The following is an 18,840-nucleotide window of genomic DNA, read 5'->3' as shown; positions in this document are numbered from 1 at the left end:
AAAGGCGATAATTGGCATACCGCATTTGCGGTTTTCTTTTCCCTGCGATCAATTCCTGTCAAAGCGTGATCGCGATGGTTTTTTACCGCGCCATGAAGCCATATCCCCCTGAATGTCTGTGATAAACTGCGGTTCACCACGTGATATCAGGAATCGGATGAATGGCTACAATGCTGGATGTCTCAATTCGCGCAGGCGTCTCTAAAGCGACGGTTTCCCGCGTGTTGAACGGCACAGGTCAGGTGAAAGAGAGCACCCGCCAACAGGTTTTTAAGGCGATGGAAGAGCTGGGCTATCGGCCTAACTTTCTCGCCCGCTCGCTGGCAAACCGCACGAGCAACAGCATCGGTCTGGTGGTTTCCACCTTTGACGGCTTCTATTTTGGCCGCCTGCTGCAGCAGGCTTCTCGTCAGACGGAAGCCTGGGGCAAACAGCTGATCGTCACCGACGGCCACGATGCGCCGGAGCGTGAAGAAGAGGCGGTGCAGATGCTGGCCGATCGCCAGTGCGATGCCATCGTGCTCTACACGCGCCATATGAGCGAAAAGAAGATTATGTCGCTGATTGAGTCTATCGCCATGCCGCTGGTGGTGATCAACCGCGACGTTAGCCAGGCCCGGGAGCGCTGCGTGTTCTTCGAACAGCAGGACGCGGCGTTTCAGGCGGTTGAGTACCTCATTGCCCAGGGCCATCGCGATATTGCCTGTTTGACCGTGCCGATGCACACGCCGACGGGTAAAGCTCGCCTGGAAGGCTATCGCAACGCGCTGAAGAAGCACGGCATCAAGTGGGATCCGGCGAAGGTGAAATACGGCGACTCCACCATGGGCCGCGGCTATGAACTCTGCTGCGAGCTGCTGGAAGAGAAAACGCCGTTTAGCGCGCTGTTTTCCTGTAACGATGATATGGCGCTGGGCGCGTCGAAAGCGCTGCATCAGGCAGGGCTGCGGATCCCGCAGGATATTTCGCTGTTTGGTTTTGATGACGCGCCGAGCGCGAAATGGCTGGAGCCGGGGCTGTCGACGGTCTATCTGCCGATCGATAACATGATCACCACCGCTATCGATCAGGCCATCAAGCTGGCCAACGGCCAGCCGATCGAGACCATACCGCCGTTTACCGGCAAGCTGGTGCTGCGCGAGTCGGTCACCACCGGGCCGTATTACGCATAATTAGCGGGCCCGATAAGCGAAGCGCCATCGGGCAGCGCCTTACAGCAGCTCGAGCGCGAGCAGCTCTTCAATGGTCTGGCGACGGCGGATCAGCCGCGCTTTGCCGTTGTCGAACAGCACTTCCGGCAGCAGCGGACGGCTGTTGTAGTTAGAAGACATCGACGCGCCGTAAGCGCCGGTATCGTGCAGCACCAGATAATCCCCCGGCGCCACCGCAGGCAGCAGGCGGGTTTCCACTTTCCCCCCCTCCTGCTGGGTAAATACATCGCCCGATTCGCACAGCGGCCCGGCCACTACGGTTTCAACCTCCGCCGCGGCGCGCAGATCGCGGCCGTCCGCGGCGAGAGCGGTAATATGGTGATAGCTGCCGTACATCGCCGGGCGCATCAAATCATTAAAACCGGCGTCAATCAGCACGAAGTGGCGGCTGCCCATCTCCTTCACGCTGCGAACCTGAGAAACCAGCACGCCGGACTCCGCCACCAGGAAGCGACCCGGTTCGATCTCAAGCGCGACCGGATGGCCCAGATGTTTAGCGATCTGCTCGCGCGCCGCGTTCCACAGGCCGAAGTAGTGATCGGTATCGATCGCCTCTTCATCTTCGTGATACGGGATCGACAGTCCGCCGCCGGCGGAGATCGCCTGCAGATCCTGCCCGAATTCAACAACCTGACGCACCATCGCGCCGCAGACCTGTTCCAGGTGACCATAGTCGACCCCAGAACCGATATGCATGTGAATCCCCACCAGCTGGAGCTGATAGCGACGCATCACTTCCAGCGCCGCCGTTAAATGGCTGTGCCAGATCCCGTGCTTGCTGTTCTCGCCGCCGGTATTGGTTTTTTGGCTGTGGCCGTGGCCGAAGCCCGGGTTAACGCGCAGCCAGACGCGGTGGCCCGGAGAGACTTCGCCCAGCTGGCTCAGCATATCAATTGAGCCGGCGTTGACCGGGATCTGCAGCTCTTTAACCCGCGCCAGGGTTGCATCGTCGATCAGATCGGCGGTAAAGACGATATCTTCCGGATGCTGATGCGGATCGTACCCGGCCGCCAGCGCGCGCTCGATCTCGCCCAGCGACACCGAATCCACCTTCACGCCCTGCTCGCGCATCAGGCGCAGAATATGGATATTGGAGCAGGCCTTCTGCGCAAAACGCACCACGTCGAACTGGCTCAATTGGGCAATCTGGCGGCGGATAATCTGCGCGTCGTAAACCCAAACCGGGCAGCCGAATTCGGCGGGCAGACGCAGCAGGTTTTCTGCGCTCAGGTCGGTATCGGTAGCGTAAAGCGAGTGTGGCATAAGGAACTCCGGTGCTGTGTGTGCGTTATTTCTGTTTTTTACGATTACGCCACAGCGCGTACGCAATAAAAAATATCGTTTTATTGCCACTCTATGCAAAAATGATATGGCTAGCGCCACTTAAGGAACCCCCATGCCCGCCGTCAACCTGCGTCATATTGAAATCTTTCATGCGGTGATGACCACCGGCAATCTGACCGAGGCCGCACGCATGCTGCATACCTCGCAGCCCACCGTCAGCCGCGAGCTGGCGCGTTTTGAAAAGGTGCTGGGGTTGACGCTATTCTCCCGCACGCGCGGGCGCCTGCAGCCTACGGTTCAGGGATTACGTCTGTTTGAAGAGGTGCAGCGATCCTGGTACGGTCTGGACAGAATCGTCAGCGCCGCAGAAAGCCTGCGCGAGTTCCGCCAGGGCGAGCTGTCGATAGCCTGTCTGCCGGTCTTCTCCCAATCGCTATTGCCGCTGCTGCTGGCGCCGTTTTTAGCGCGCTACCCGGACGTCAGCCTGCAAATTGTCCCCCAGGAATCACCGCTGCTGGAGGAGTGGTTGTCGGCCCAGCGCCACGATCTGGGATTGACGGAAACCCTGCATACCCCCGCCGGAACCGAGCGTACGCCGCTGCTGACCTTGAATGAAGTGTGCGTACTGCCGCAGGGCCATCCGTTAGCGGCTAAGCCGATGCTGACGCCTGCGGATTTTCACGGCGAAAACTACATTAGCCTGTCGCGCACCGATAGCTATCGCCAGCTGCTCGATGCCCTGTTTGTCGAACATCAGGTCAAACGGCGGATGGTGGTGGAGACGCACAGCGCCGCCTCCATCTGCGCGATGGTAAGAGCCGGGGTCGGCATTTCGGTGGTTAACCCGCTCACCGCCCTCGATTATGCCGGGAACGGCGTGGTGGTACGCCGCTTTAGCGTTGAAGTGCCTTTTACCGTTAGCCTGGTGCGCCCGCTGCACCGCCCCGGCTCCGCGCTGGTCGATGCCTTCGCCCTGCATTTGCAAAACAGCATGTCGCGTATCCTGACGCCGCTCGAAGCGGTACTCACGACAGCATAAACTCCACCGCGTCCGCCGCGTGAATCGCGGCCGTATCAAACACCGGCAGCGGGCTGCTCTCTTCCGGCACCAGCAGGCCGATTTCGGTACAGCCGAAAATCACCCCTTCCGCCCCCTGCTCCGCCAGGAGCTCGATGACCTGAAGATAGTAGTCGCGTGAATGCTCGCTAAAGACGCCGAGGCACAGTTCATCAAAAATGATCTGGTTAATCCGCTCACGATCTTCAGCCTCCGGGATCAGCGTGTCGATAGCGAACTGCTGCTGCAGGCGCCCGCGATAAAAATCCTGCTCCATGGTATAGCGGGTCCCTAATAGCGCAACGCGGTTCTGCCCTTTCGCGGTAATCGCCCGTCCGGTCGCGTCGGCAATATGCAAAAACGGCACATCGCAGCGCGTTTCAATCGCCTGCGCGACTTTATGCATAGTGTTGGTACGCAGGACAATCCCCTCGGCGCCCGCCTGCTGCAGGCCGGCCGCCGCCTGGGCGAGGATCTCGCCCGCGCGCTGCCAGTCGCCGCTTGACTGGCAGGCTTCAATTTCGTGGAAATCCACGCTGTGCAGCAGCAGGCTGGCGGAGTGCAGGCCGCCGAGGCGCGCTTTAATACCTTCGTTAATCAGCCGGTAGTAAGGAATAGTCGATTCCCAGCTCATGCCGCCTAACAGACCAATCGTTTTCATCATCCCTCCTTGTGTGAGGTTTTCAGTAAAACAAAGTTGTGATCGACTTTCCACTTCTCCCGACGATCGTTTCCTTTTAGAAGATTATGCGATAGATTAAATGAAACATTGTTTCATTTAATTACAGGACCAGCGGATGTTTATTTTTCATAAAGAGACCACCCTTGAAGATCTGGGCAATGGCGTCACCCGCCGCATCCTTGCGCACGATGGCAAGATGATGGCGGTTGAAGTGAACTTCGAAGCGGGCGCTATCGGGCCGATGCATAATCACCCGCACGAGCAGCTCACCTATGTGCTCTCCGGCGAGTTTGAGTTCACCATCGGTGATGAAAAGCACGTGGTCAGCGCCGGCGATACGCTCTATAAGAAGCCGGAAATTATGCACGGCTGCGTCTGCCTCAAGCCGGGCACGCTTCTTGATACCTTTACTCCCGTTCGTCAGGATTTTCTGCAAAAGTAATCTCTCCTGCCCCAGGGCATGCCAGGCGTGCCCACCATTTTCTGAACTTTTCCGCTACTAATAATTGTCATAAAGTATGTCGTAGCATAATGATTAGCAGAGCAATTAATCCCGCCTGAATAGCCTCACTGCGCCTGCCGCTCATCCTTTTCTATGACCTGGCTTCCTGCAAAATGCGCGCGCCAGCACCTTTTTGAAACATCGTTTCGACTTTGATCACATTTCCGCGATCAACCGAATGACTCCGTAATAAATAGCAATAAAATAAAATTAAAACGGCGTTTTACAAAATCAGGACGCCGGGTAAGACAAAATCAAAAAACAGATGTTCTCCAGGGACGACAAGCGCGCAAAAGCGCTCAACACACGCACCGTTAACAAGGAATGATTTACCGCTGACATACCAGGAACGCATTAACTTTCCGGCGGCACGGGCCGCGGGAAAGGCAGTAACCCCGAATCCGTATTACAAACTCGTAAGCCAGGTAGGTATGTATGAATGAAAACAGAATGCTGGGATTGGCATGGATATCCCCCTATATCATAGGGTTGATAGTCTTTACCGCCTTTCCCTTTGTTTCATCTTTCTTCCTCAGTTTCACTGAGTACGATTTGATGAGTCCACCGGTGTTTAACGGCATCGAAAACTATCGCTACATGCTGACCGAAGATGGCCTCTTCTGGAAATCAATGGGCGTGACGTTTGCGTATGTCTTTTTAACCATCCCGTTAAAGCTGGCTTTCGCGCTGGGGATCGCTTTTGTCCTCAACTTTAAGCTGCGCGGCATCGGTTTTTTCCGTACCGCCTACTATATCCCGTCCATTCTCGGTAGCTCGGTGGCGATCGCCGTTCTGTGGCGCGCGCTGTTTGCTATCGACGGCCTGCTGAACAGCTTTATCGGCGTACTTGGCTTCGACCCGGTCAACTGGCTCGGCGAGCCCTCGCTGGCCCTGATGTCCGTCACCCTGCTGCGCGTCTGGCAGTTCGGTTCGGCGATGGTCATCTTCCTTGCGGCGCTGCAGAACGTTCCGCAATCACAATATGAAGCGGCGATGATCGATGGCGCGTCAAAATGGCAGATGTTTATGAAGGTCACGGTGCCGCTGATCACGCCGGTGATTTTCTTCAACTTCATCATGCAGACCACTCAGGCGTTCCAGGAGTTTACCGGCCCGTACGTCATCACCGGCGGCGGCCCAACCTACTCCACCTATCTGTTCTCGCTCTATATCTACGACACCGCCTTTAAGTACTTCGATATGGGCTACGGCGCGGCGCTGGCGTGGGTACTGTTCCTGGTGGTCGCGGTCTTTGCCGCCATTGCGTTTAAGTCTTCAAAATATTGGGTGTTCTACTCCGCCGATAAGGGAGGCAAAAATGGCTGATATCCAACAAATCTCTGAAGCAAGGGACATCGCCGAACGTGAAGTCGCGCGGACGCTGCGTCGTGAAAAAGTCAGCCGCTCAATTCGCTACGTGATCCTGCTGTTCGTCGGCCTGCTGATGCTCTACCCGCTGGTATGGATGTTCTCGGCGTCGTTCAAACCGAACCACGAGATCTTCACCACCCTGAGCCTGTGGCCTGCCCACGCGACATGGGATGGCTTTATCAACGGCTGGAAAACCGGCACCGAGTACAACTTCGGTCACTACATGCTGAACACCTTCAAGTATGTGATCCCGAAAGTGCTGCTGACCATTATCTCCTCCACCATCGTGGCCTACGGCTTTGCCCGCTTCGAGATCCCGTGGAAGAAATTCTGGTTCGCCACGCTGATCACCACCATGCTCCTGCCGAGCACCGTACTGCTGATCCCGCAGTACCTGATGTTCCGTGAAATGGGCATGCTGAACAGCTATCTGCCGCTGTATCTGCCGCTGGCCTTCGCCACTCAGGGGTTCTTCGTCTTCATGCTGATTCAGTTCCTGCGCGGCGTTCCGCGCGACATGGAAGAAGCGGCGCAGATTGACGGCTGCAACTCCATTCAGGTGCTGTGGTACGTGGTGGTGCCGATTCTGAAACCGGCGATTATCTCGGTGGCGCTGTTCCAGTTCATGTGGTCCATGAACGACTTTATCGGTCCGCTGATTTACGTCTACAGCGTGGATAAATACCCCATCGCGCTGGCGCTGAAAATGTCCATCGACGTCACGGAAGGCGCTCCGTGGAACGAAATTCTGGCAATGGCGAGCATCTCCATTCTGCCGTCCATCATCGTGTTCTTCCTGGCACAACGCTACTTCGTACAGGGCGTTACCAGCAGCGGAATTAAAGGTTAAGAGGGAAATATCATGGCTGAAGTTATTTTCAACAAACTGGAAAAGGTCTACTCCAACGGCTTCAAGGCGGTACATGGTATCGATCTGAAAATCGCGGACGGCGAGTTTATGGTTATCGTTGGGCCGTCCGGCTGCGCCAAATCCACTACCTTGCGCATGCTGGCCGGCCTGGAAACCATCAGCGGCGGCGAAGTGCGGATTGGCGAGAAAATTGTGAATAACCTCGCGCCAAAAGCGCGCGGTATCGCGATGGTCTTCCAGAACTACGCGCTCTATCCGCATATGACGGTGCGCGAAAACCTTGCCTTCGGCCTGAAGCTGAGCAAGCTGCCGAAAGACCAGATTGAGGCCCAGGTTAACGAAGCGGCGAAAATCCTTGAGCTGGAAGAGCTGCTGGATCGTCTGCCGCGCCAGCTCTCCGGCGGCCAGGCACAGCGCGTGGCGGTTGGCCGCGCGATTGTGAAGAAACCGGATGTGTTCCTGTTCGATGAACCGCTCTCTAACCTTGACGCCAAACTGCGCGCCTCGATGCGCATCCGTATTTCCGACCTGCATAAGCAGCTGAAGAAATCCGGTAAACCGGCGACCACCGTGTACGTTACCCACGATCAGACCGAGGCGATGACCATGGGCGACCGCATCTGCGTGATGAAGCTGGGCCATATCATGCAGGTGGATACCCCGGACAACCTCTATCACAAGCCGAAAAACATGTTTGTGGCCGGGTTTATCGGCGCGCCGGAGATGAATATTCGTCCCAGCAAGCTGGTTGAGCAAGCGGGTCGCCTGCATCTGACCGTTGGCGACGGGCTGCTGCCGCTAAACGACAGATTGCAGAGTAAGGTCGAGACCCATAAGAACCAGCAGGTGTTCTTTGGCGTCCGCCCGGAGTTCGTCTCCATCTCCGATGAACCGTTTGCTGAAGGCTCCTGCGCCGGTGAAATGGTGCGGGTGGAAAACATGGGCCATGAATTCTTCGTCTACCTGAAGGTTGCCGATTATGAACTGACCGCCCGCGTGCCGTCCGATGAAGCGAAGCCAATGATTGAGAAAGGGCTTCATCGCACGGTGCATTTCAAGTTCGATCTCAACAAGTGTCATATCTTTGACGCCAAAACTGAACAGAACATCTCTCTGTGAACCCTGGAGTATTAAAATGAAAAAAGTGCTTTTAAGCGCCGCAATCTCCGCAACTTTGGGCCTTACCGCGTTACCTTCCATGGCGAAGGATGTCGACCTGCGTATGTCATGGTGGGGCGGCAACGGCCGCCACCAGGTAACCCTGAAGGCGCTGGAAGAGTTTCATAAACAAAACCCGGATATTAATGTTAAAGCGGAATATACCGGCTGGGATGGCCATCTTTCGCGCCTGACCACGCAAATCGCCGGCGGCACGGAGCCGGACGTGATGCAAACTAACTGGAACTGGCTGCCGATCTTCTCGAAAAACGGCGAAGGCTTCTACGATCTGAATAAGATGAAGGACGTAATCGACCTGAGCCAGTTTGATGCCAAAGAGCTGCAAACCACCACGGTGGACGGCAAGCTTAACGGTATCCCTATTTCCGTCACCGCGCGCGTGTTCTACTTCAACGACGAGACCTGGAAAAAAGCCGGCGTCGAGTACCCGAAAACCTGGGACGAGCTGATGGCGGCGGGTAAAACCTTTGAGAGCAAGCTGGGTAAACAGTATTACCCGGTGGTGCTGGAGCACCAGGACACCCTGGCGCTGCTCAATTCATATATGATTCAGAAGTACAACCAGCCGGCTATCGACGAAAAAACCAAGAAATTCTCCTACAGCAAAGAGCAGTGGGTCGAATTCTTCCAGATGTATAAAAAGCTTATCGACAGCCACGTCATGCCGGACACCAAGTACTATGCCTCGTTCGGTAAGAGCAATATGTATGAAATGAAGCCGTGGATTCAGGGCGAGTGGGCGGGGACCTATATGTGGAACTCCACCATTAACAAATACTCCGACAACCTGAAGCCGCCGGCGAAGCTGGAGCTGGGCAGCTATCCGATGCTGCCGGGCGCTACCGACGCGGGTCTGTTCTTTAAACCTGCGCAGATGCTCTCCATTGGTAAATCCACCAAAAATCCGGAAGCGGCGGCGAAGGTGATCAACTTCCTGCTAAACAGCAAAGAAGGCGTTGAGACGCTGGGACTTGAGCGCGGCGTGCCGCTGAGCAAAGTCGCGGTGCAATACCTGACCGAAAACGGCGCGATCAAAGAGGACGATCCGGCGGTATCAGGTCTGCGCCTGGCGCAGTCCCTACCGGCCAAACTCTCGGTGTCGCCATACTTTGATGACCCGCAGATCGTCGCCCAGTTTGGCACCTCTCTGCAGTACATCGACTACGGGCAGAAAACCGTAGAAGAGACGGCAATTGACTTCCAGCGTCAGTCTGACCGTATCCTGCGCCGCGCGATGCGCTAACAACCCGTTATCGGTCCCTACCCCGCAGCTCCGGCTGCGGGGTATTTTTTTAGCAAGGAGTGAATGAATCATGAAAGGCAAAATCATCCCGCTGAGCTTTCTGCATACGCAGGACAGCGAAACCGGTCACCAGGTGATCCGGATGACGCCACCGCATGTTATCTGCCACCGCAACTACTTCTATCAAAAATGCTTTACCCGGGACGGCAGCAAGCTGATTTTCGGCGGCGCGTTTGAAGGCCACTGGAACTACTATTTACTCGATATCGCCGGCCAACAGGCCACCCAGCTCACCGACGGGCCGGGCGATAACACCTTTGGCGGTTTCCTTTCCGCCGACGACCGGTCGCTGTGGTACGTGAAAAACAACCAGCAGCTGCGCCGCGTGGATCTGGCCTCGCTGGAGGAGCAGGTGGTGTATCAGGTGGATGACCAATGGGTGGCCTACGGGACCTGGGTCGCCAATAGCGATTGCAGTCAGATGGTGGGTATCGAAATCAAAAAAAGCGACTGGCAGCCGCTGACCGACTGGGGCAAGTTCCGCGCATTCTACTTCACCGAGCCGGAGTGCCGGCTGATTAATATCGACCTGCGCAGCGGCGAACAGCGCGTGGTATTGCAGGAAAAACGCTGGCTCGGCCACCCGATTTACCGCCCGTTTGATGACGGCACCATCGCCTTCTGCCACGAAGGCCCGCGCGATGCTATCGATGCCCGAATGTGGCTTATCAACGCTGACGGTAGCCATATGCGCAAGGTTCGCCAGCACCGGTCGGGAGAGAGCTTTACCCACGAATTCTGGGTGCCGGATGGTTCCGCGCTTTACTATGTCGCGCATCAGGAAAACGATCCGCACCGCTATCTGTATCGCGCCGACCCGGCAACGCTGGAAAATCGCCAGCTGATGGCCATTCCTCCCTGCTCACATCTGATGAGCAATCACGATGGCACCCTGGTAGTCGGCGACGGCGCGCCGCACAGCACCGGCGATATACAGCTTAACGATCCGTTTATCTGGGTGTTTGATATTGCCGCCGATAAGCAGACTGCGGTGTGCCGCCACGACTCCACCTGGAAAGTGATTGAAGGCGAGCGCCAGGCGACGCATCCGCATCCGACATTTTCACCGGATAACCGCTGGGTGCTGTTTACCTCCGATAAAGAGGGTATGCCGGCGCTGTATCTGGCGGAGGTGTAGTGATTCGGCAACGTCCCGGCTCGCGCGGTGCTTAGCCGGGCTACATGTTCACAGCCGTCTGCGATCCAGTAGCCCGGGTAAGGCATTTACGCCGCGACCCGGGAAGACCGTCAGAAGAAATATTTAAACCGCACCCGCGCGCCGTAGCGTTCATCGGTATTGCCGCTTTTCGCTGCCGATGAATCGAGCCATGACGCATAGGCCCCGAGATAAATATTAAAGTTCGGCATATCCATAATATTCGGCAGATGCCATGAGGTATGAATGGTGTGAATGTCGTAGCGCCCCGGCGCCAGAATCGCGCAGTCGCTATCGCACTCCGCGTTGACGCCGGACATATTAAACTGGTCGATTTTGTTATGCGCATAGATATAGCCCAGCTCCACGCGATGCCATAACGCATTGATACCGGCGCTGAAATCCTTTTCGTCCGCCGCGTCCAGATACGCGGTGCTTAAGTTCACCACCGCCCCGTCCTCGGCATCGGTTTTCAGCGTGTTCCAGCTCATCGTCATGCCGTAGCCGGTGCGGCTGGACTGATCGACCCAACGTCCATTCTGATTCTCATAACCGTAAGCATTATTAACGAGGTTACTCTCCATCGCCGCCGCCACCGACCAGGCGCCGGATTGCCAGGCCGCGACCGGACGCACGTAAACCACATTTTTACGGTTATCCAGCGCGTTGCCGTGATAATTCTGGTCCACGAACAGCGAGCTGCCGTCCTCCACCAGCGTATTCACCTCAAAATACCAGTTATCGAGATTTTTACTCAGCAGGAAGTTGCCGCCGCTGCTGCTGCGTCCGCGCCCCTCTTTCATCATATAAATATAGCCGTAGCCGTCGCTATACAGATCGTTCGCCGTGTTGCCGGAATATTCAACAAACGTATCCTGATTAAGCGGGAACATATCGTAGGCTTCGAAGCGACCGATTTTAATTTTCCAGTCGTCCTGCTGACCGAAGAAAAAGGCTGCATCATCAAGATTCATTTTACCGTTCATATCCGCCAGCGGCTGCACGCTGAATCCGGCATATTTACCGTTAGCCCCTTTGCGTAATCCATCAAAGCCCAGAAGAATACGGCCGTTAATATCCCAGCGCTCTTTATCACCCGGCGCCCAGTTTTTATTGGCGCTGGTTTTCACCGACGTCAGGCTACCGGTGCGGCTGGCGCCGTCCATATTAAACTCAACGTCGCCATAGAATTTTAATTCACCATAATCATTAAGTTGTAAAGCGGGTTTAGCCGGTGCGGCGCTGGCTACCGTCGTCGCTTGTGCCTCCTGTTTTTTTAGCGCGCGGATTTCCGCCTCCGCGCTGGCCGCCCGCTGCTCTGTCGCCTTTAGCCGTTGTTCCATTTGCGCCAGCCGCTCCTCAAGGGATAACGGCGCCTGAGCATTAGCCAGAGGGGTAAATAAAGACGTCAGAACACACCCGACCCAGATTTTATTCATCGGAATAACCCTTTATTATTTAGTTAAATAGTATTTTTTATTTATGGGTAAAGCTCGACGACAGTGACAATAATAACCCGCCCATCGTCGAAGACGGGTTATTAACAACTATTCAGTAAAGCTTATTCCAGCTGCCAGGCGCCGGCTTCAGTTAAATACGCCGAACCGTTCCAGGCAAATAAAGCCAATTCGCGACGATCGGCATCCGGATATATACGACTGCTAAGACAGGCCTCGCCATCATTAACAAACACTTCGACGGAAGAGCTATCGAAGAATATCCTTAGCTTCAAATCGGCGCCTTCATTCAACGGGACGCTGCGGGTGCCGCACAGGCCATGCTGCGGATAGTGCCGCTCGAGCACCAGGCGCTGCATCTGCGCATCCACGTAAACGCGCAAACCTTCGCCGAAGCTGAGGCCATACTGCTCGGCGCTGCTGTTCAGGCCATCCCAGTGCAGGATCACCTCCATCGCTTCGCAGTTCTCCACCATCGTGGTCTGCTGGTTTTTCAGGGTCGTCACCGGCCACGGGAAGCTGGCGCCGCGCATGCTCTCGACCTCTTTCGCCGGACGCATCTGCAGTCGATTATCCGCGCTCAGGCTCAGTTCACGCGGCAGCGACAGCATGCCTGCCCAGCCGTCCTGCTGCTCCGGCAGCGGCGACTCCCACATATCCAGCCAGCCGATGACAATGCGGCGGCCGTCGGGAGTGAGGAAGCTTTGCGGGGCATAAAAGTCGTGGCCGTGATCCATTTCCACAAACTCGCCCTCACGCACAAACGCCTGCCCCGGCCGCCATTCACCGAGCAGATAGCCGCTCTGGAACAGGTTGCGGTTTTGATAGCCTTTAGCCGCCAGCCCCTGCGGAGAGAACATCAGAATATGCTTGCCGTTGAGGGCGAAGAAGTCCGGGCATTCCCACATGTAGCCCATCTCTTTTTCCGCCTCATCGAGGACGCCAGCATCCTGCCACTGGCGCAGATCGGCTGAACGATACAGCCGCACCTGGCCGGTGTCGCCATCGCGAGCGCCAACGATCATGTACCAGCTGTCCCCTTCTCGCCACACTTTCGGGTCGCGGAAATGGTGCATGCCCGGCGGAGTGTCGACCACGATCCCCTGGCGCTCGAAGTGAATGCCGTCGCGGCTGGTAGCCAGACATTGCACCTGATAAAGGTTGGCTTCATCGCTGGGATCGCCATGAAATTTATGCCCGGTATAAATCAATGCCAGCGTATCGCCATCCACCACCGCGGAGCCGGAGAAGCAGCCGTCTTTATCCTCCGGGCCTTCCGGGGCCAGCGCCACCGGCAGATGCTCCCAGTGCACCAGATCTTTACTGCGCGCGTGGCCCCAGTGCATCGGCCCCCATTTGGTGGAGTACGGATGGTGCTGGTAAAACGCGTGGTACCAGCCGTCAAACCAGACCAGGCCATTGGGATCGTTGATCCAGCCCGCACGGGCGGCCAGGTGATAGCGCGGATACCAGCGCAGGTTCAGCTGTTCATGTTTAGCCTGCAGTTCTTGCTCAGCCCGGGAAATTGAATACGTCATATTCATTACTCTTTTGATTCAGATAGCGGAAGTTTGCGGCATTAGCGGGTCCGAAGAGGACTTACTGGAGCGCAACAAGAAGATGGAGATAAAGGTGGTGCAGAACACCAGCAGTCCCATAATCAGATAGGACTGGGCGAAGCCGTATTTCTCATAGCTATAGCCAGCGAGCGGCGACAGAACCGTCGCGATAACCGAGCTGGTGCAGGCAAAGCCGACCAGATACAGCGTGGATGAAAGACGCTTGTCGAAGTTTAAGCTGTTGTATTTAAAGATAGATACCAGCAGTACCGGCAGTTCGACGGCGTGGAGCAGCTTGGTGATGGAGATCAGCAGCGGCCCCTCCACCAGCCCGGAAGCCACCATACGCATGGCCATCACCATTCCGGCGAAGATCAGGCCGTTTTTCGCGCCGACGCGGTTAACCAGCCACGGTGCGCAGAACATACCGGCGGCTTCCAGGAACACCTGGAACGAGTTCAGGTAGCCGTACATCGCGTTGCCTTCCTGCAGGGTCGGGAACTGGGAAGAGAAGTAGACCGGGAACTGCTGGTCATAAACGCCGTAGATACAGGTGCCGATGACGAAGAAGACCAGCGCCCAAAAGCGCGGCAGGGTCAGCAGACGCAGGGCGTCTTCCAGCGTGACTTTACCGCCGGATACCGCCTCCTGCATGGCATGCGGCGCGGAAGAGACCCGCAGTCGCGCCAGTAGGAAAAAAAAGACCAGTCCGGAGCAGCTGGCCACCGCGAAGTTTAAGTGCGGGTTAATGTTGAACAACAAACCGGCGAAGAAGGTCGCCACCGCCCAGCCCAGCGAGCCCCACATCCGCGCCTTGCCGAATTCAAACTGGCTCTGGCGCGCGACGCGCTCGGTGTAGGATTCCAGCACGCCGATACCGCCGTTAAAGGTCAGTCCGATATAAATCCCGCCGAAGATGCTGCCGAGTAAGACGTTAATTTTGAGGAGGTAGCCAAACGCCATATAGGCCGGGCCGGAGAGGATCAGCAGTACGGTGATGTACCAGAGCAAATTTTTACGCAGGCCGAGTTTGTCCTGAATAAAGCCGTAGCACACCTGGGCGAAAAGCGCGGAGACGGAAAGCACTGAGAAGATAATTCCCGTATCCCCCGGCTTAAGTCCCACTTCCTGATGTAGCCAGATAGAGAGCAGCGAACCTGAAGAGGACCAGGTCACGAAAAAGAAAAAGAGTAACGCACTGAGTAACGGATAGCTGTGAGAGTGATGCGCTTTCATCATGACATTCTCATGTTGGAGTAATGCTATTATGGTAACGTTAACAAAAAGCGAAACTCACTTCGTTTTGTTGCGATTCATGATGTTAATCACAAAAGTTAACGTTAACATAAAGGAGATGAGATCTCGATCAAATATTCACCTTCTTCGCTCGCGCTACGTGTACGATAGAATATTGTATGATCCTTTTACATCAGTAACTTAGTTGACCCCGCTGCTGGCGGCAAGGGTGGAGCACTTAATATGGCATCTCTGAAGGATGTAGCAAAGCTGGCGAATGTCTCGCTAATGACGGTCTCCCGGGCGCTTAATAGCCCGGAAAGGCTCAAGCCGGAGACCCTGGCTCGGGTCCAGGCGGCTATCGAAGAGACCAACTACGTCCCCGACCTGTCGGCGAAGAAAATCCGCGGCGCTCACGCGACGCCAAACACCATCGGTGTACTGGCGCTGGATACCGTCACCACGCCGTTTTCGGTGGAGATTACGCTCTCCATCGAAGAGACCGCGCGAGCGCACGGCTGGAACAGCTTCGTGGTCAACATGTTCTCTGACGATAGCCCGGACGCTATCGTCGACCTGCTGCTCTCCCATCGTCCGGACGGCATTATCTACACCACGATGGGTCTGCGTCAGGTACCGCTACCGGCCAAGCTGTTAACCCTCCCCTGCGTGCTGGCCAACTGCGAAAGCCTGCACGACCCGGTGGCCAGCTATATCCCAGACGACGAACAGGGTCAGTATACGGCGGTGCAGGCTCTACTGGCCGCGGGCTATCGCCGGCCGCTGTGCCTGCATCTGCCGGCGAATCATCTGGCGACCGTCCGCCGCCGTCAGGGGCTGGAACGCGCCTGCCGGGAAGCGGGTATTGACCCGGATACGCTCGCTCACTGCTATATGGCCTACGGCGATGAGCACTATCGCGATATTCCCGCTGTCGTGCTGGCCCATATTCAACAGCGCAAGCCGCAGTTCGACTCGGTGATTTGCGGCAACGACCGCATCGCGTTTATGGTCTATCAGACGCTGCTGGCGCGCGGGCTGCGTATTCCGCAGGATGTGGCGGTGGTGGGTTATGACAATATGGTGGGGATTGGCGATCTGTTTTTCCCGTCGCTCTCAACGGTGCAGCTACCGCACTATGATATCGGGCGCCTGAGCGCCCAGCACATTATTAACGGCGACAGCCATCGGGAGACGGTAAAAGTAGCCAGCCCGTGGCTGCCGCGCGAGTCGTTGTAATTAATTGCCGATATTGCGCAGCTTCTCGCCGGACATCAGCCTGCGTTCAATATGCTCCAGGGTGACGTTTTTGGTTTCCGGGATCAGCCAGAACGTCACGCCGATAAAGGCGACGTTCAGCGCGGTGTAAAGCCAGAAGGTTCCTGCTGCGCCGATCGCGTCCAGCAGCGTCAGGAAGGTCGCGCCGATAATCATGTTCGACACCCAGTTGGTGGTGGTTGAGCAGGTGATGCCGAAATCGCGGCACTTCAGCGGCTGAATTTCCGAACACAGGATCCACACCACCGGCGCGGCGCTCATCGCATAGCCGGCAATACACATCATGGTCATCCCCACCGACAGCCAGGAGAGACCGCTGGAGGCGGTGCCGTTATCAAACTGCATCAGACAGTAGCCCAGCACCAGCGTGCCGATGGCCATCACGCTAAAACCGATTTTCAGCGCCGGCTTACGTCCGGCCTTATCGACGGTAAAGACGGCGATAAAGGTAGCGAACATAAAGGTCAGGCCAACCACCAGGGTCGCGACCATCTGCTGTTCGGTGGTGGTGAAGCCCGCCATTTTAAAGATGCGCGGCGCGTAGTACATGATGATATTCATACCGGTAAACTGCTGCATCGCCTGCAACAGCATGCCGAGGAATACCGCCCGCCGCACGTTGCGGTTGACCTTAAACAGCGCCCAGCCGCCCTGCTTCAGCTTCAGGCTTTCGCGGATCTCGTTGAGCTCGTCACGGGCTTTTTCTGACGTGTCGCGCAGCATCCGCAGCACCTCTTCCGCTTCCACGTGACGCCCTTTTTCCGCCAGCCAGCGCGGGCTGTTCGGCAGGAAGATCACCAGAATAATCAGCACCACCGCCGGCAGCGCCAGTACGCCAAGCATCGCTCGCCAGTTGCCGCTGTAGCTGAACGCGGTGTCGGAGAGAAACGCCATCACGATACCCAGCGTCACCATCAGCTGATACATGCTGATCATCTTGCCGCGCACGTTTTCGCTCGCCATTTCCGACAGGTACAGCGGTGCGGTATAAGAGGCGATCCCCACGGCGACCCCGAGAACGATCCTTGCCACCAGCAGCATTTCGACGCTGGTCGCAAACGCGGAGCCCACGGAGCCGGCAACGAACAGCACCGCCCCCACCATCAGGCTGTATTTGCGCCCGAGGCGGAAAGAGAGCCAGCCGTTAAATAACGCGCCGATGGCGGCTCCCAGCATCATGCTGCTCACCACCCACTCCTGCAGGCGGCTGGATAAAACAAAATGATCGGTAATAAAGGGCAGCGCCCCGGCAATCACCCCGATATCGAGGCCAAACAGCAACCCTGCCACCGCGGCGGCAATGGAGACAAACTGATTCATGCGCCGGGTATCGCGCTGCGTACGCGGCATGGTTGTAGAGTCGTGACTGAGAGTGGTCATTTTTTTCCTGCCAGACGAAGTAAGACATACGATGAAACTACGGGATCGGCGGCGTAAGGTGTCAGGCAGGACACGCCAAAGATATGGATTAAGTTGCTACAGACAATGGTTTTGTGATGGACATTCAACTTTCAGAAGAGCAGAAAATAAACATTTCATCTTCAACAACCCCTGTTACATATAGATACTTACCTCAAAAACAAATAAACCATATGGACTATTTCAGTTTCATCATATGGACAATTGTTATTCAGATATAAAAAAACCCTGCCGAAGCAGGGTTCCATTTTGCGCTGATAACGCGGCAAATATTAGCGCGCCAGCCAGCCGCCATCCACCGCGACGGTGTAGCCATTGATGTAGTCAGAAGCGCTGGAGGCCAGGAAGACCACCGGCCCCATCAGGTCGCTCGGCAGACCCCAGCGTCCCGCCGGGATACGGTCGAGGATCTCGCTGCTGCGCTGTTCGTCGGCGCGCAGCTGCTGGGTATTGTTGGTCGCCATATAGCCCGGCGCCAGCGCGTTGACGTTGATGCCGTGCTTCGCCCACTCGTTCGCCAGCAGACGAGTCACGCCCATCACCGCGCTTTTTGACGCCGTGTAGGAAGGTACGCGGATCCCGCCCTGGAAAGAGAGCATCGAGGCAATATTGATAATCTTGCCGCCGGTCCCCTGGGCAATAAAGTGCTTCGCCGCCGCCTGAGACATAAAGAACACGCTCTTAATGTTCAGGTTCATCACGTCGTCCCAGTTTTTCTCGCTGAATTCGATCGCGTCTTCGCGACGGATCAGGCCGGCGTTGTTAACCAGGATGTCGATATGGCCGAACTCCGCCACCGCGCGCTCCAGCAGCTGCGGGATACCGTCAATCTGGCGCAGATCGGCGGTCAGGCTGAGGAAACGACGGCCCAGCGCCGTGACGCGCTCAATAGTTTCCGTCGGTTCAACAATATTGATACCCACGATATCGCAACCGGCTTCCGCCAGGCCCACCGCCATGCCCTGGCCCAGACCCGTATCACAGCCGCTCACCACGGCTACTTTGCCCTGCAGGGAGAATGCGTCGAGAATCATACTTGGTTCCTTAATCTTTCAGAGCCTGTGTAGGTACAGGCAAGGTTCTGATAGTCCAGCCTGCGGCTTGTGCAGACCCTTATGGTTTGAAGAACTCGCAGGGATTGCCCCTTCTAAAAATAAAACAGAGTTCCGTTTTACAGTGAGCACATCTTAGCCCCGGCTAAAGTCATTTTCAATTATTATTAAAACATCGTTTCAATTTTAAGACTGTTAAATGTTAAAAATGCAAAACAGATCA

At 56.2% G+C, this 18,840-nt stretch carries 16 protein-coding genes; 9 read left to right on the top strand and 7 right to left on the bottom strand.

Annotated features, from left to right (window positions below; translation table 11 throughout):
* Positions 1–170: 170 nt before the first annotated feature.
* Positions 171–1,172 (top strand): LacI family DNA-binding transcriptional regulator, encoded by a 1,002-nt coding sequence (locus CDA56_RS24725; RefSeq protein WP_162557622.1) that lies wholly within the window; start codon positions 171–173, stop codon positions 1,170–1,172.
* Positions 1,173–1,211: 39 nt separating this feature from the next.
* Here the strand turns inward: CDA56_RS24725 and lysA are convergent, their stop codons facing one another.
* The gene (lysA, locus tag CDA56_RS24720) at positions 1,212–2,474 is read right to left on the bottom strand and encodes a diaminopimelate decarboxylase (protein ID WP_046876736.1); all 1,263 of its coding nucleotides are present in this window, start codon (positions 2,472–2,474) and stop codon (positions 1,212–1,214) included.
* A gap of 133 nt (positions 2,475–2,607) precedes the next feature.
* On the opposite strand from lysA, the gene CDA56_RS24715 reads away from it, so the two are divergent.
* On the top strand, positions 2,608–3,534 hold the full coding sequence (locus CDA56_RS24715; protein ID WP_025107408.1) for a LysR family transcriptional regulator: 927 nt from the start codon (positions 2,608–2,610) through the stop codon (positions 3,532–3,534).
* Here CDA56_RS24715 and CDA56_RS24710 read toward each other — a convergent pair.
* Positions 3,521–4,213: an aspartate/glutamate racemase gene (locus CDA56_RS24710; RefSeq protein ID WP_104011455.1), complete on the bottom strand. Its 693-nt coding sequence runs from the start codon at positions 4,211–4,213 to the stop codon at positions 3,521–3,523. The two genes, CDA56_RS24715 and CDA56_RS24710, sit on opposite strands and share 14 nt — an antisense overlap.
* A gap of 136 nt (positions 4,214–4,349) precedes the next feature.
* On the opposite strand from CDA56_RS24710, the gene CDA56_RS24705 reads away from it, so the two are divergent.
* The 6 genes from CDA56_RS24705 (at position 4,350) to CDA56_RS24680 (ending at position 10,598) form a co-directional block, all read left to right on the top strand.
* Positions 4,350–4,676, top strand: coding sequence for a cupin domain-containing protein (locus CDA56_RS24705; protein ID WP_004853896.1), 327 nt, complete (start codon positions 4,350–4,352; stop codon positions 4,674–4,676).
* Between the two features lie 495 nt (positions 4,677–5,171).
* On the top strand, positions 5,172–6,062 hold the full coding sequence (locus tag CDA56_RS24700) for a carbohydrate ABC transporter permease (RefSeq protein WP_014226679.1): 891 nt from the start codon (positions 5,172–5,174) through the stop codon (positions 6,060–6,062).
* Positions 6,055–6,957, top strand: a complete 903-nt coding sequence (locus CDA56_RS24695; RefSeq protein ID WP_014226680.1) for a carbohydrate ABC transporter permease — start codon at positions 6,055–6,057, stop codon at positions 6,955–6,957. The genes CDA56_RS24700 and CDA56_RS24695 overlap by 8 nt, the downstream gene beginning before the upstream one ends.
* A 12-nt stretch (positions 6,958–6,969) precedes the next feature.
* The gene (locus CDA56_RS24690) at positions 6,970–8,097 is read left to right on the top strand and encodes an ABC transporter ATP-binding protein (protein ID WP_014226681.1); all 1,128 of its coding nucleotides are present in this window, start codon (positions 6,970–6,972) and stop codon (positions 8,095–8,097) included.
* 16 nt (positions 8,098–8,113) lie between these two features.
* On the top strand, positions 8,114–9,400 hold the full coding sequence (locus CDA56_RS24685; RefSeq protein WP_004105307.1) for an ABC transporter substrate-binding protein: 1,287 nt from the start codon (positions 8,114–8,116) through the stop codon (positions 9,398–9,400).
* Between the two features lie 70 nt (positions 9,401–9,470).
* Positions 9,471–10,598 carry an oligogalacturonate lyase family protein gene (locus CDA56_RS24680; RefSeq protein WP_102803909.1) on the top strand — a complete coding sequence of 376 codons (1,128 nt, stop codon included), beginning with the start codon at positions 9,471–9,473 and terminating at the stop codon, positions 10,596–10,598.
* A gap of 110 nt (positions 10,599–10,708) precedes the next feature.
* On the opposite strand, the gene CDA56_RS24675 is transcribed toward CDA56_RS24680, so the two are convergent.
* The 3 genes from CDA56_RS24675 to CDA56_RS24665 form a co-directional block, all read right to left on the bottom strand.
* Complete coding sequence (locus tag CDA56_RS24675; protein ID WP_049078707.1) at positions 10,709–12,055, bottom strand: carbohydrate porin; 1,347 nt, start codon at positions 12,053–12,055, stop codon at positions 10,709–10,711.
* 122 nt (positions 12,056–12,177) lie between these two features.
* Complete coding sequence (locus CDA56_RS24670; RefSeq protein ID WP_064358569.1) at positions 12,178–13,611, bottom strand: glycoside hydrolase family 32 protein; 1,434 nt, start codon at positions 13,609–13,611, stop codon at positions 12,178–12,180.
* An 18-nt stretch (positions 13,612–13,629) separates the two neighbouring features.
* On the bottom strand, positions 13,630–14,871 hold the full coding sequence (locus CDA56_RS24665; protein ID WP_014226685.1) for an MFS transporter: 1,242 nt from the start codon (positions 14,869–14,871) through the stop codon (positions 13,630–13,632).
* 240 nt (positions 14,872–15,111) lie between these two features.
* On the opposite strand from CDA56_RS24665, the gene CDA56_RS24660 reads away from it, so the two are divergent.
* Positions 15,112–16,107, top strand: a complete 996-nt coding sequence (locus CDA56_RS24660) for a LacI family DNA-binding transcriptional regulator (protein ID WP_064378370.1) — start codon at positions 15,112–15,114, stop codon at positions 16,105–16,107.
* Here the strand turns inward: CDA56_RS24660 and araE are convergent, their stop codons facing one another.
* A complete protein-coding gene (gene araE / locus CDA56_RS24655) occupies positions 16,108–17,526 on the bottom strand; it encodes an arabinose-proton symporter AraE (RefSeq protein ID WP_014226687.1) in 1,419 nt (472 codons plus the stop codon). It lies immediately after the preceding gene.
* Between the two features lie 311 nt (positions 17,527–17,837).
* Positions 17,838–18,599, bottom strand: coding sequence for a 2-dehydro-3-deoxy-D-gluconate 5-dehydrogenase KduD (gene kduD / locus CDA56_RS24650; RefSeq protein WP_004124661.1), 762 nt, complete (start codon positions 18,597–18,599; stop codon positions 17,838–17,840).
* Between the last annotated feature and the right edge of the window lie 241 nt (positions 18,600–18,840).

Source organism: Klebsiella michiganensis (assembly GCF_002925905.1).
In the GTDB taxonomy this organism is placed as follows: domain Bacteria; phylum Pseudomonadota; class Gammaproteobacteria; order Enterobacterales; family Enterobacteriaceae; genus Klebsiella; species Klebsiella michiganensis.
This window is presented reverse-complemented; position numbering and strand designations above follow the sequence as displayed.

Bases quoted from the DNA above. Each gene is read 5' to 3' on its own strand.
- CDA56_RS24660 (WP_064378370.1), top strand. From the start codon at position 15,112: ATGGCATCTCTGAAGGATGTAGCAAAGCTGGCGAATGTCTCGCTAATG.
- CDA56_RS24670 (WP_064358569.1), bottom strand. From the start codon at position 13,611: ATGACGTATTCAATTTCCCGGGCTGAGCAAGAACTGCAGGCTAAACAT.
- CDA56_RS24715 (WP_025107408.1), top strand. From the start codon at position 2,608: ATGCCCGCCGTCAACCTGCGTCATATTGAAATCTTTCATGCGGTGATG.
- CDA56_RS24690 (WP_014226681.1), top strand. From the start codon at position 6,970: ATGGCTGAAGTTATTTTCAACAAACTGGAAAAGGTCTACTCCAACGGC.
- CDA56_RS24705 (WP_004853896.1), top strand. From the start codon at position 4,350: ATGTTTATTTTTCATAAAGAGACCACCCTTGAAGATCTGGGCAATGGC.
- CDA56_RS24665 (WP_014226685.1), bottom strand. From the start codon at position 14,871: ATGATGAAAGCGCATCACTCTCACAGCTATCCGTTACTCAGTGCGTTA.
- CDA56_RS24700 (WP_014226679.1), top strand. From the start codon at position 5,172: ATGAATGAAAACAGAATGCTGGGATTGGCATGGATATCCCCCTATATC.
- CDA56_RS24710 (WP_104011455.1), bottom strand. From the start codon at position 4,213: ATGAAAACGATTGGTCTGTTAGGCGGCATGAGCTGGGAATCGACTATT.
- lysA (WP_046876736.1), bottom strand. From the start codon at position 2,474: ATGCCACACTCGCTTTACGCTACCGATACCGACCTGAGCGCAGAAAAC.
- CDA56_RS24680 (WP_102803909.1), top strand. From the start codon at position 9,471: ATGAAAGGCAAAATCATCCCGCTGAGCTTTCTGCATACGCAGGACAGC.
- CDA56_RS24685 (WP_004105307.1), top strand. From the start codon at position 8,114: ATGAAAAAAGTGCTTTTAAGCGCCGCAATCTCCGCAACTTTGGGCCTT.
- CDA56_RS24725 (WP_162557622.1), top strand. From the start codon at position 171: ATGCTGGATGTCTCAATTCGCGCAGGCGTCTCTAAAGCGACGGTTTCC.
- araE (WP_014226687.1), bottom strand. From the start codon at position 17,526: ATGACCACTCTCAGTCACGACTCTACAACCATGCCGCGTACGCAGCGC.
- CDA56_RS24675 (WP_049078707.1), bottom strand. From the start codon at position 12,055: ATGAATAAAATCTGGGTCGGGTGTGTTCTGACGTCTTTATTTACCCCT.
- CDA56_RS24695 (WP_014226680.1), top strand. From the start codon at position 6,055: ATGGCTGATATCCAACAAATCTCTGAAGCAAGGGACATCGCCGAACGT.
- kduD (WP_004124661.1), bottom strand. From the start codon at position 18,599: ATGATTCTCGACGCATTCTCCCTGCAGGGCAAAGTAGCCGTGGTGAGC.